Here is a 12,428-nt window from a genome sequence, read left to right as displayed (position 1 = left end):
CGTCCTAGTGGATTCGAACCACCGACCCCTACCATGTCAAGGTAGTGCTCTAACCAGCTGAGCTAAGGACGCAGAGTATTGGTGTTAACGTGTTGTCTCACGATGTATCCACAATGAAGTGGTGCGTCCTAGTGGATTCGAACCACCGACCCCTACCATGTCAAGGTAGTGCTCTAACCAGCTGAGCTAAGGACGCAGAGTGTTGATGTTAACGTGTTATCTCACGATGTAGCCACAATGAAGTGGTGCGTCCTAGTGGATTCGAACCACCGACCCCTACCATGTCAAGGTAGTGCTCTAACCAACTGAGCTAAGGACGCATACTGTCTTGAAGCGAGCGGTATACTAGCCAAGGGCCGTGGGCGGGGCAAGCCTTTTTTCTTATTGAACAAGCGGATGAGGAACTATTGCTCAAGTCGGTGAAATATCGCACCGTTCAAGAAAGCGCTGCCATAGCCGGGCGTGCTCCAGGGTCAGGGTTCGATAGCGACGATAGATTTCGCTGTTCAGTCCTTTACCAAACTGGGTGCGATACAGCGTCATCTGCGCTTGCCTGGCCGAAGGCGGGTACAGTGTGCTTTGCAGCAAGGGAGCCAGCTGTGCAAACTGTCGGTCAATTTGGCCGAAATAACGCTGAATACCGTCGATATAATAACGTTGCATGGCATTGCGCAACCGTTCGGCTCGGACTTTGCCACCTCGCCGGCAGTCAAGTTGTTCCAGTTGTCGCAGAAAAGCCAGACTCTGCTCGAGGTAGTGAGCGGCGCTGTGCAGGGAGTAAAACAGTCGACCGAGATAGTCATTGCGATAAAGCCCACTCAGTGCCTGGTTTAACTCCTTTGGGGTCAGCATCATCACGCTGGACTGACCTTTGGCCTGTAACTGCAGCCGCTCGAACAGGCTGAAGGCATTGACCGTTTCCTGGTAGCCATCTTGCTGTTCAAAGGCCAGAGTTCGCAGGCGAGGGGTGAGAGCCGCGCGAATATCCGGCTCCGCCACCATCATGTTCCAGTGATAACCGGGTAACAAGGGTGACTTTTGGGCGGCTATCTGGTGCAGCCAGTCGGTTAATTCCGCATCCTCGGTATTGGCCAGACAACGTTGCAGGCCTTGTTGAAACCGCAGATGATAAAGCAGCTGAACGGCGGCGGTCTGGCTCTTGCCGACCGGGCTGTTGTGTTCACCGACCAGCGTCAGCAAGCCGCACCGGCCCAGCTTGAGGGCGTCAAGCAGCCCGGTGCTGATCCTGGGCTGCTGTTGTTGTAACTCCCGCTGAGGGGGTAACGGCGGCAAGGCCGACGCCTGACTCAAGGTGGGCTCTTCCACCTCCAGTACATGAGCAACCCGCTTCAGATAAGTCTGAAAGTGCGCTTCCAGTTCATTGGCCGGGCTACAGGCCGTCAACCAGAGGCAAGCCAGCGCGATGACGATGTTCGACCCGTACATAAATAACCCGTAGTCTCCATATCAGCATGAGTGCCGCTACCGATAAGCCTATCAGAAAACCAATCCAGAAACCGTGTGGCCCCATGGCCGGCACCAGCCAGTCGGTCAGGCCCAGCACCATGCCCGCCGGCAGGCCGCATAGCCAATAGGCCACAAAAGTTATGTAAAAAATGGTCTGGGTATCCTTGTAGCCACGCAGGGCGGCGGCAGCAATTACCTGGGCCGAGTCGGAAATCTGGTAAAAAGAGGCCAGCAACAACAAGCCGGCGGCAAGATCCAGCACGGCAGTGTTGTCGGTATAGAGGGCACCAATCCAGTGGCGGCCCCATACGGTCATCAAGGCGGTCAGTATCGCCACGAGACAACCAAATACGATACCGGCAATGCTGATCATTCTGGCCTGCTCTGCCTTGTTTTCACCCAGGCTATGACCCACGCGGATGGTCATGGCCATGCCCAGACTCAGAGGAATCATGAAAATCATGCTGGAGAAGTTGATGGCAATTTGATGGCCGGCCACCACCTCGGAGCCGAACGGTGCCAACAATAACGCCACCACGGTGAACAGCGTCACTTCGCAAAAAATGGCCATGGCGATGGGAAATCCCAGGCGAAACAGGCGACCAATCCGGGGCCAGTCGGGGGAACTCAAGCGCGTAAAGACGTTAAACGAGTGCAACAGGGGAGAGCGGCGGGTATAGATGACCATGGCCACCAGCATGGCCCAGAATACCAGCGCCGAGGCATAACCACAGCCTACGCCGCCCAGGGCCGGCATGCCCAGTTTGCCGTGAATCAGGATATAATTGGCCGGCACGTTAATCGCCAGGCCGATAAAGCCGATGACCATGGTAGGCAGAGTATGCGACAGCCCCTCGCTGAAGTTACGCAATACCTGATACAGCGCATAGCCGGGCATGCCCCACAGAATGCCGTGCAGGTAACCGGTGGTTTTTTCGGCCAGCAGTGGCTCCACATCCATCCAGTGCAGGGCTTGAGGCGAATAATACAGTGCCAGCATGGCCGGTATTGTTACCAGTATGGTCAGCCAGAACCCCTGATGCACGGCCCCGGCGACCTCACCATGACGACGAGCGCCATTTAATTGCGATATAATGGGCGTCAACGCCATGATCACGCCCTGTACCAGCAGGATCAGCGGCAGCCAGAAACTGGTGGCCACCGCCACCGCGGCCAGATCGGTGGCACTGACCTGACCGGCCATCAGGGTATCGACAAAGCTCATGGTGGTCTGGGCGACTTGCGCCACCATGATGGGACCGCACAGTCGTAACAAACGGGGAATTTCGGCAATATAAGGCTTTATGGCCATGGTGTTCTCGCTTGCTGTAAGGGGATTAGGCTGTCGAAAGCGGGGTTCGCCAACCGATAAAGAGTGGAAAGTAGATGGAATATCGACAATGCCTGGGAATATAACCTTGATGAAGGCATATTCCCACTATCTTCAACTGACGATTTAGCTGGAAAAAACCATGTTTACCGGAATAGTACAAGGGCAGGGCACACTGCTTGATATCATAGAAAAACAGGACTTTCGCACCCACCTTGTTCAACTGCCACCGACCATGCTGGCGGGGCTGGAGCTCGGTGCCTCTGTGGCTCACAACGGTTGTTGCCTGACGGTGACCGCCATTGATGGTGACTGCATTGCGTTTGATCTAATGCAGGAAACCCTGCGGGTGACCAATCTGGGTCGGTTAAACGTGGGGGACAGCATCAACCTGGAACGAGCGGCACGCTTTGGTGACGAGATAGGCGGCCATGCGATGTCCGGCCATATCATGGCACAGAGTGAGCTGTTGGAGCGGCTCGTGACACCAACCAATACCACCTTGTGGTTTGCGCTGCCGGCCTCCCTTGCCAAATACGTTTTTACCAAGGGGTATATCGGCATCGACGGTATCAGCCTGACATTGGGAGAAGTGCGAACAGACCGCTTTGCGGTGCATTTGATACCGGAAACCCTGGCGCGTACCAATCTGGGCCATATAGAGCCGGGCTGGTTGATTAATATAGAGATTGATCCGCAAACTCAGGCGATTGTGGATACGGTAGAGCGGGTGATGGCAACGCGTTAATATTATGCCAACATACAATGTGTTACCTAATCAAGACATGGTCAGAAATACTGCTCATCATCGGCATCAACGCTAAGCTCAACGTTATCGCTTAATTCATTACGTTTAACAACAATGTGCATGGCGTTACAACACGCCATGCAGTCTTCGTAGTAATCCTGATCGCCTTCGGACGCATCAACCACGATGCGAGTATGATGACCACAGTGAGGGCAGAGGATGTTTTGCTCAAAATAGTCTCGCATCGGGTATTTCCTTATGTCGGTTTCAATTCAGGCTTCGGCTAATCCTCGGCTGGAACGTCCGCCATCGAGGGCGATAATCTGCCCGGTCAGGTAACGCGGTCCCGCCAACAGAAAGGCGACCGTCTCGGCAATTTCGCTAGGCTCACCCAGTCGAGCCATCGGAATGGATGCCAATACTTGCTGTTTCTGTTGCTCGGTCAAGGCATGAGCCGGCCAGATAATGGCCCCGGGTGCGATGCCGTTGACCCGAATCAAGGGAGCCAGCTCTTCCGCCAGTCCCCGAGTCAGAGTGGCGAGGGCATTTTTCGCCATGGTGTATAACAGATGATCTTTCAGCCCTTTTTCTGCATGAATATCCACCATATTAATGATAGAGCCCCGGCTGTCTCTCAATGCCGGTACCAATGCCTGACTCAAAAAGTAAGGGGCGGCAGCATTGGTAGCCGACAAATCCAGCCATTGTGCCGGTGTACCTTCACCGAAAGGGGTGGGGTAAAAGCTGGAGGCATTGTTGATCAAACCATCGAGGCGGCCGAAGCAGTTCAAGGCTCGGTCGGCCATGCCGCTCAATTCATCGAGTCGGGTCAAGTCCTGGCATAACAGACAAACGCTGTCTGGGCGCTTACTGTTCAGTTCCTGCATCAGGGCGGTGGCCGGCGCCTCACTACGGTGATAATGCAGCACCAGTCGATATCCCTGCTGATGCAAATGGCGGCTTATTTCGGCACCAATGCGTTTGGCGGCACCGGTGATCAACACCACAGGTTGCGGCATAGCGTCTCCTAACTGGCAATAATACGATACAGGCTGTCTTTGGCCTGAGCGAGATATGGCTCGCCGAAATGATTAACATGGTTAAGCAAATGGTAGAGATTGTAAATATCTCGCCGCTCCCTGTAACCCGCTTCCAGCGGCCAGACTCTATTGTAGCCTTGATAAAAGACCTGAGGGAACTGGCCAAACAGCTCTGTCATGGCAATATCGGTTTCTCGGTCACCAAAATAGCTTGCCGGATCAAACACCACCCCCACGTGATCGCAAAAGGCGACATTGCCCCGCCAGAGATCGCCATGCAGCAGTGAAGCCCGGGGCTGGTGATGGATGAGATGCAACTTGATGCCGCCGATGATTTCTTCAATGTCTCCCAGCCGGATATTCTTCTCTTCCAGCAACTTCAACTGCCAACCGATGCGTTGTTCGGCAAAGAACATGGCCCATTTTTTGTGCCAGCTATTGGGTTGTACCGACAAACCGAGAAAGTTGTCTTCATCCCAACCGTACATCGGCTGATGCTGGCTCTGATGCAGCTGCGCCAACTGACGGCCGAACATATACCAGTCTTCTTCCTCCGCATCACCGAAAGACAGGTATTCCAGCACCAGAAAACTGGTGGCGGCGGTGGTACCACTGCAGACAGGCCGAGGAATGGTCACCGTCTGGCTGCGTCGTAAATGGTCCAGGCCGTTCCACTCGCCTCGAAACATATCCACCCGTTCCTTGTCGTTCAGCTTGACGAAATAACTGTGCCGGCCGTCCGAAATCCGGAACGCCTGATGAATATCGCCACCGGAGAGCGGCGTTTTCTCGCAAATGATAAAATCTTTGCCGGTTGCTTCTGCAATCTGATGCGCGATCACCTGCCACATAATACCTCCGCCGGGGCTGGGTTTGCCCACAGTATAGGCCAGGACCCAGGCACCCAAGTCAACCGGGATAAAAATCCAGGCCGAACAGTAAGTGAAGATCATCACACGGGGCAGGGCAGCGTAATAATGGTGCGGTCATGGCAGAAAAAGAGCAATTCTGCTAAGGTCTGTGGCTTTCAACCTGTGCCGCCGGGCTGTGTTCGCATCCCCGGGCGCGCCGGACTGGCAGAGTACGCCAGATGGTTGATGCAGTCGTGAAGCTTTTCATTAAATAGGTTCATTTTCATACACTACATGTGCGCTTTGGTAGGGTGCACCACTGTTAAGGACATTTCATGCCGACAATTACTCTTCCCGATGGCAGCCAACGCCATTTCGAACAAGCCGTTTCCGTACTCGAGGTGGCCCAGGATATCGGCCCCGGCCTGGCCAAGGCCTGTATCGCCGGGCGTATCGACGGTCAGTTGGTAGACGCCTGTGAGCTGATAACCAACGACGCCAAACTGGCCATCATTACCGCCAAGGATCAGGATGGTCTGGATATTCTCCGTCATTCCTGTGCCCACTTGCTGGGTCATGCCATCAAGCAGCTGTGGCCGCAGACCAAGATGGCGATAGGTCCGGTGATAGACAACGGCTTTTATTACGACGTCGACCTCGACCACGTATTGACCGAAGAAGACATCGAGAAGCTCGAAGCCCGCATGCTGCAACTGGCCAAGACCGAGTATGCCGTCATCAAGAAAAAGGTCAGCTGGCAGGAAGCGCGAGACACCTTTGCCGCGCGACATGAACCTTACAAGATTGAAATTCTTGAGCAGAATGTCAGCCAGGACGACAGCCCCGGCCTTTATCACCACGACGAATATGTCGACATGTGTCGTGGTCCTCACGTGCCCAACATGCGCTTCTGCCAGCACTTCAAGCTGCAGAAGGTCTCCGGTGCCTACTGGCGCGGCGACGCCAAGAACAAGATGCTGCAACGCATCTACGGTACCGCCTGGGCCGACAAGAAGGCACTCAAGGGATATCTGTTGCAGCTGGAAGAGGCCGCCAAGCGGGATCACCGTAAAATAGGCAAGCAGCTCGATCTCTATCACATGCAGGAAGAAGCGCCGGGCATGGTGTTCTGGCACAACGACGGCTGGACCATCTTCCGCGAGCTGGAACAGTTTGTACGCGACAAGCTGCGTGAATATCAGTACGAAGAAGTGAAGGGTCCCTTCATGATGGATCGGGTGCTGTGGGAAAAATCCGGCCACTGGGACAAGTACGCGGATCATATGTTCACGACCCATTCCGAAAGCCGGGACTATGCCATCAAGCCGATGAACTGCCCGGGTCACGTGCAGATCTTCAATCAGGGCCTGAAGTCCTACCGCGATTTACCGCTACGCATGGCCGAATTTGGCTGCTGCCATCGTAACGAGCCGAGCGGCGCCCTGCACGGCCTGATGCGGGTGCGGGGCTTTACCCAGGACGACGCTCATATCTTCTGTACCGAAGCGCAAATTCAGCAGGAGGTGTCCGCCTGTATTCAGATGGTCTACGACACTTACGAAACCTTCGGTTTCAGCAACATCGCGGTCAAGCTCTCGACTCGTCCCGAACAGCGTATCGGCAGTGACGAAGTCTGGGATCAGGCCGAACTGGCACTGGAGCAGGCGCTCAAGGCCGCCGGTATCGAGTATGATCTGCAGCCGGGCGAGGGCGCTTTCTACGGTCCCAAAATCGAATTCACCCTGCATGACTGTCTGAACCGGGCCTGGCAATGTGGCACCGTTCAGCTCGATTTCGCGCTTCCGGGCCGTCTGGGAGCCAGCTATGTGGGCGAAGACAACGAACGTCACGTGCCGGTGATGATTCATCGTGCTATCCTAGGGTCAATCGAGCGCTTTATCGGTATTCTGATCGAAGAGTACGCCGGTCTGTTTCCGACCTGGCTGGCTCCCAATCAGGTAGTAGTGCTCAACATTACCGATAATCAGGCCGATTACGCTCTCAATCTGGCTAACAGCCTGAATAATGTTGGCATTCGGGCCAAAGCGGACTTGAGAAATGAGAAGATAGGCTTTAAAATCCGCGAGCATACCCTGAAGCGGGTACCTTTCATGCTGGTTTGCGGCGACAAAGAAGTCGAAGCCGGCAAAGTAGCGGTTCGTACCCGGAAAGGACAGGATCTAGGCGTCTTCAACGTAGAAGAGCTGACCTCGCTGATACAGCAGGAGATCCATACTCGCGGTAAGAAAACAGTGGAGGATAGGTTATAAAAGGCGCTAAAAGAGGGAGCAAACCAGCTCCTCGCAATCGACTGAATGAAGAAATCCGACTGCCAGAAGTTCGATTAGTCGGCCTGGAAGGCGAACCCATGGGTGTGGTCTCCATTGCTGAGGCTCTCGAAACTGCAGCCACTGCAGGTGTAGACCTGGTGGAAATCAGTCCCAATGCCGAGCCGCCCGTCTGCCGCCTGATGGACTACGGCAAGTTCCTCTACGAGAAGAGCAAGGCGACCAAGGAACAAAAGAAAAAGCAGAAACAAATCCAGGTCAAGGAAATCAAGTTCCGACCCGGTACCGATGATGGCGACTACCAGGTAAAACTACGCAACCTGGTTCGCTTTTTAGAAGAGGGCAACAAAGCCAAGGTCACGCTGCGTTTTCGCGGTCGTGAAATGGCGCACCAGGAGCTCGGTTTCGATTTGCTCAACCGTATCAAAACGGATCTGGACGAATTGGCCGTGGTCGAGGCCTTTCCCAAGCTGGAAGGGCGTCAGGCCGTCATGGTGCTTGCCCCGAAGAAAAAACAGTAAGGTTTTACAAGTAGCCGGGTAATGGTTATCCGGCTCGCCTTGTCTGTTTGTTGTTATTAACAATGCGGAGTTGTTATGCCGAAGATGAAGTCAAACAAAGGCGCTGCAAAGCGCTTTAAGAAAACAGCGAGTGGCTTTAAGCGCAAGCAAGCCCACCTGCGTCACATCCTCACCAAGAAAAGCACCAAGCGTAAGCGTCAGCTGCGCGGTAAGTGTCTGGTAGCGGCGTCTGACGTTGCCCAGATCAAATCCATGTTGCCGACTGCTTAAGAGGATAGTGAATAATGCCAAGAGTTAAACGTGGTGTGACTGCACGCGCTCGTCACAAGAAAGTACTGAAACAGGCCAAAGGTTATTACGGTGCTCGTTCACGCGTCTATCGCGTAGCGGTACAGGCAGTAACCAAAGCCGGTCAATATGCTTACCGTGACCGTCGTCAGAAAAAACGTCAGTTCCGTCAGCTGTGGATTGCCCGTATCAACGCGGCAAGCCGTCAGAACGGTCTGTCATACAGCCGCTTCATCAATGGCCTGAAAAAAGCCTCTGTTGAAATCGATCGCAAGATCCTGGCTGACATCGCCGTACACGACAAAACCACCTTCACCGCTTTGGTTGCCAAAGCAAAAGAAGCCCTGGTTTAAGTCGCTTAGACGATAAATAAAAAAGGAGGCTCCGGCCTCCTTTTTTGTTGCTCCTTGCCAGGCTCAGAGGTGGCAGGAACGAGACATATCCTTTATTATCAAGACCTTTCAAATTATTCAGTGTCTGCATCAAGCGGGCAAGTAACGAGGAATACATGGATCAGCTGGAAGACGTGATCGTCAAAGCACAGGCGGAGATCCAGGCTGCCGCCAACGCCGCCGAACTGGATGACATCCGGGTACATTATCTGGGTAAAAAGGGCTTCTTTACCGAGCAGTCCAAGGCCCTGGGCAAGCTGTCTGCCGAAGAGCGTCCCGCTGCCGGCCAGATTATCAACCAGGCCAAACAGGCCGTCAGCAACGCCATTAACACCAAACGAGAAGCGCTGCAGCTGGCAGAGTTGAACCAGAAGCTGGCCAGTGAAACCCTGGACATTACCCTGCCGGGCCGCCGTCAGTCTGCCGGTGGTCTGCATCCGGTCAGCCGCACCATCAAGCGTATCGAGTCGTTTTTCGGCGAGCTGGGCTTTCAGGTTGCCGAAGGGCCGGAAATCGAAGACGATTTCCACAATTTCGATGCCCTGAACATTCCGGCGCATCATCCGGCCCGTGCCGATCACGACACCTTCTACTTCAACCCCAAGCTGATGCTGCGCACCCAGACTTCCGGCGTGCAAATCCGCACCATGGAACAGCAACAGCCGCCGATCCGCATCATCTCACCGGGTCGCGTCTATCGTAACGATTACGATCAGACCCACACCCCGATGTTCCATCAGGTAGAAGGTCTGCTGGTCGACGAAAACGTCAGTTTTACCCAGCTGAAAGGGGTGCTGCACGATTTTCTGAACAACTTTTTCGAAGAAGACCTGCAAATCCGCTTCCGTCCCTCCTATTTCCCGTTCACCGAGCCCAGTGCCGAAGTGGATGTGATGGGCAAGAACGGCAAGTGGCTGGAAGTGCTGGGCTGCGGCATGGTGCATCCCAATGTACTGCGCTCGGTGGGTATCGATCCCGAGCGTTACAGCGGCTTCGCCTTCGGCATGGGTGTCGAGCGTCTCACCATGCTGCGTTACGGCGTGAACGACTTGCGCGCCTTCTTCGAAAATGATCTGCGTTTTCTCAAGCAATTCCGGTAAGCGGCAGGAGCAATAATGAAATTTTCAAAATCATGGCTGGATGAATGGGTCAACACCGGCCTCAACGCCGAGGCTCTTGCCGAGCAAATTACCATGGCCGGGCTGGAAGTGGATGGCATAGAGCCGGTTGCCGGCGACTTCAGCCAGGTCATAGTGGGTGAAGTGGTTGAATGTGGCCAGCACCCGGATGCGGACAAGCTGCGGGTGACCAAAATCAACGTCGGCGGTGACGAGCTGCTCGACATCGTCTGTGGCGCGCCCAACTGTCGTCAGGGCCTGAAAGTGGCGGTGGCGGTGGTCGGTGCCGTGCTGCCCGGTGACTTCAAGATCAAGAAAGCCAAGCTGCGCGGCCAACCGTCCCACGGCATGCTGTGCTCTTACGGCGAGCTGGGCATCGAGCTGGACTCCAGCGGCATCATCGAACTGCCGGCTGATGCCCCCGTGGGTACTCCGGTGCGTGAATATCTGTCCCTGAACGATGTCACCATCGAAGTGGACCTGACCCCCAACCGCGCCGACTGCCTGAGCATGGCCGGTCTGGCTCGGGAAGTGGGCGTACTGAATCAGCAGGATGTGAACTGGCCCGAGATCCCGGCGGTCACCGCCACCATCGATGACCAGGTCAGTATCGAACTGAACGCCCCGGCGGCCTGTCCTCGTTACCTCGGTCGCGTGGTCAAGAATATCGATGTCAAGGCCAGCACCCCCATGTGGATGCAGGAAAAACTGCGCCGCAGCGGCATTCGCAGCATAGATCCGGTGGTAGACATCACCAACTTCGTGCTGCTGGAGTGGGGCCAGCCGATGCATGCCTTCGACCTGGCGACCCTTAACGGTACCGTTAGCGTACGCATGGCAGAGCAGGACGAAAAACTGACCCTGCTCGACGGCAACACCGTCAGCCTGAACAGCGATACCCTGGTAATTGCCGACCAACAGCAGGCGATTGCCATGGCCGGCATCTTCGGCGGTGAAGCCACCGGCGTGACCGAAAACACCCAAGACGTACTGCTGGAGTGTGCCTTCTTCAGCCCGCTGGCCATTACCGGTCGTGCACGCAGCTATGGCTTGCATACCGACTCATCCCACCGTTTCGAACGTGGCGTCGACTACCGGCTGCAGCACAAGGTGATGGAGCGGGCGACGGCGCTGTTGCTGGACATCTGTGGCGGCGAAGCCGGCCCGATAGTGGAAGCCGCAGCCGAGTCGGAACTGCCTCAGGCCAATACCGTCACCCTGCGACATGCCAGGCTGAATCGCCTGATCGGTATCGACATCGACGCCGCTCAGGTGACCGACATGCTGGCTCGTCTGGGCCTGGATGTCACCACTACCGCCGATGGCTGGCAGGTAGTGGTACCGAGCTATCGTTTCGACATCGGCATCGAAGAAGATCTGGTGGAAGAAGTGGCCCGTATCTACGGCTACAACAATATTCCCGATGTGGCCCCGGTGGCCGGCCTGACCATGTCTCGCCATCAGGAAGCCAGACTGCCCCTGAACCGACTGAAAGATGCGCTGGTCGACCTGGGTTATCAGGAAGCCATTACCTACAGTTTCGTGGATCCCGCTCAGCAGCAGCATCTGTTCCCGGGCGTCGACACCATGATATTGCCCAATCCCATCGCCGCCGACATGTCCGCCATGCGGGTCTCGCTGTGGACCGGGCTGATCCAGGCGGCGGTTTACAACCAGAACCGTCAGCAATCACGGCTGCGTCTGTTTGAGCAGGGCCTGACCTTTGTGCCGGACCAGCAGGCAGAAAACGGCGTGCGTCAGACTCCGGTGCTGGCCGGTCTCTTGCTGGGCCCGGTGGTCGACGAGCACTGGGACATGGCCGGCAAGGGCGTGGACTTCTTCGACCTCAAGGGCGATGTCGAAAGCCTGTTGGCCCTGAGTGCCAATGAGTCGAGCTTCTCCTTTGCCCGTACCGATACCGGTGCCCTGCACCCGGGCCAGTCGGCGGCATTGCTGCAACAGGGCCGTCAGGTCGGTCTGCTCGGTGCCGTGCACCCCAGTCTGCTGCGCAAGCTGGGTCTGAAGTCACAAGCCTATGTATTTGAAATCGAACTTTCGGCACTCACCGGACGCCGGGTGCCGGAAGCGGTAGAGGTGTCTCGCTTCCCCGCCAACCGCCGTGATTTGGCGCTGGTGGTCGATCAATCGGTAGCCGCCGGCGATATCCTTGATTTAGTTAGGAAAGTTGGCGGAGATCAATTGGTTGGATTAAACTTGTTTGATGTATACCAAGGGCAGGGCATTGCCGACGACAAGAAGAGCCTGGCGCTCAGCTTGGTGTTGCAGGATACCCACAGGACTTTGGAAGAAAAGGAAATTGCCGATACCGTGGCGCGAATTGTCTCGGCACTTTCCGACGAGTTTAGTGCTTCCTTGAGGGATTGA

General features: G+C 55.5%; 12 protein-coding genes and 2 tRNA genes. 7 read left to right on the top strand and 7 right to left on the bottom strand.

The features are described from left to right. Positions 1-119 precede the first annotated feature (119 nt). The 4 genes from Q0753_RS14645 to Q0753_RS14630 form a co-directional block, all read right to left on the bottom strand. Positions 120-196: transfer RNA gene (locus tag Q0753_RS14645), tRNA-Val, on the bottom strand. A 47-nt stretch (positions 197-243) separates the two neighbouring features. Further along, positions 244-320: transfer RNA gene (locus Q0753_RS14640), tRNA-Val, on the bottom strand. Between the two features lie 91 nt (positions 321-411). Then, positions 412-1,446 carry a DUF3080 family protein gene (locus tag Q0753_RS14635; protein ID WP_298722683.1) on the bottom strand — a complete coding sequence of 345 codons (1,035 nt, stop codon included), beginning with the start codon at positions 1,444-1,446 and terminating at the stop codon, positions 412-414. Further along, positions 1,391-2,773, bottom strand: coding sequence for an MATE family efflux transporter (locus Q0753_RS14630; protein ID WP_298722692.1), 1,383 nt, complete (start codon positions 2,771-2,773; stop codon positions 1,391-1,393). Before Q0753_RS14630 ends, Q0753_RS14635 begins: the two co-directional genes overlap by 56 nt. A gap of 166 nt (positions 2,774-2,939) precedes the next feature. On the opposite strand from Q0753_RS14630, the gene Q0753_RS14625 reads away from it, so the two are divergent. Further along, positions 2,940-3,545: a riboflavin synthase subunit alpha gene (locus Q0753_RS14625; RefSeq protein WP_298722680.1), complete on the top strand. Its 606-nt coding sequence runs from the start codon at positions 2,940-2,942 to the stop codon at positions 3,543-3,545. Between the two features lie 41 nt (positions 3,546-3,586). On the opposite strand, the gene Q0753_RS14620 is transcribed toward Q0753_RS14625, so the two are convergent. From Q0753_RS14620 to Q0753_RS14610, 3 genes are read right to left on the bottom strand one after another with little or no spacing between them, the layout of a single operon-like run. After that, positions 3,587-3,790 carry a CPXCG motif-containing cysteine-rich protein gene (locus tag Q0753_RS14620; protein WP_298722677.1) on the bottom strand — a complete coding sequence of 68 codons (204 nt, stop codon included), beginning with the start codon at positions 3,788-3,790 and terminating at the stop codon, positions 3,587-3,589. 27 nt (positions 3,791-3,817) lie between these two features. Further along, a complete protein-coding gene (locus tag Q0753_RS14615; protein ID WP_298722674.1) occupies positions 3,818-4,564 on the bottom strand; it encodes a pteridine reductase in 747 nt (248 codons plus the stop codon). Positions 4,565-4,572: 8 nt separating this feature from the next. Further along, positions 4,573-5,436 carry a fructosamine kinase family protein gene (locus Q0753_RS14610; protein ID WP_298722671.1) on the bottom strand — a complete coding sequence of 288 codons (864 nt, stop codon included), beginning with the start codon at positions 5,434-5,436 and terminating at the stop codon, positions 4,573-4,575. 335 nt (positions 5,437-5,771) lie between these two features. Between Q0753_RS14610 and thrS the strand changes: the two genes are divergently transcribed. From thrS to pheT, 6 genes are all read left to right on the top strand, one after another. Continuing rightward, positions 5,772-7,706, top strand: a complete 1,935-nt coding sequence (gene thrS, locus Q0753_RS14605) for a threonine--tRNA ligase (protein ID WP_298722669.1) — start codon at positions 5,772-5,774, stop codon at positions 7,704-7,706. Further along, the gene (gene infC, locus Q0753_RS14600; RefSeq protein WP_298722689.1) at positions 7,703-8,245 is read left to right on the top strand and encodes a translation initiation factor IF-3; all 543 of its coding nucleotides are present in this window, start codon (positions 7,703-7,705) and stop codon (positions 8,243-8,245) included. Before thrS ends, infC begins: the two co-directional genes overlap by 4 nt. A 75-nt stretch (positions 8,246-8,320) precedes the next feature. Next, the gene (gene rpmI / locus Q0753_RS14595; protein WP_298722666.1) at positions 8,321-8,515 is read left to right on the top strand and encodes a 50S ribosomal protein L35; all 195 of its coding nucleotides are present in this window, start codon (positions 8,321-8,323) and stop codon (positions 8,513-8,515) included. Positions 8,516-8,529: 14 nt separating this feature from the next. Continuing rightward, on the top strand, positions 8,530-8,886 hold the full coding sequence (gene rplT / locus Q0753_RS14590; RefSeq protein WP_071474079.1) for a 50S ribosomal protein L20: 357 nt from the start codon (positions 8,530-8,532) through the stop codon (positions 8,884-8,886). Between the two features lie 155 nt (positions 8,887-9,041). Beyond that, positions 9,042-10,025 carry a phenylalanine--tRNA ligase subunit alpha gene (pheS, locus tag Q0753_RS14585; RefSeq protein WP_298722662.1) on the top strand — a complete coding sequence of 328 codons (984 nt, stop codon included), beginning with the start codon at positions 9,042-9,044 and terminating at the stop codon, positions 10,023-10,025. Between the two features lie 15 nt (positions 10,026-10,040). Next, the gene (gene pheT, locus Q0753_RS14580) at positions 10,041-12,428 is read left to right on the top strand and encodes a phenylalanine--tRNA ligase subunit beta (protein WP_298722657.1); all 2,388 of its coding nucleotides are present in this window, start codon (positions 10,041-10,043) and stop codon (positions 12,426-12,428) included.

It is taken from the genome of uncultured Oceanisphaera sp. (assembly GCF_947495715.1).
Taxonomy (GTDB): domain Bacteria; phylum Pseudomonadota; class Gammaproteobacteria; order Enterobacterales; family Aeromonadaceae; genus Oceanimonas; species Oceanimonas sediminis.
Note: the sequence above shows the minus strand (reverse complement) of the source record. Positions and strands in the feature narration are given on the sequence as shown.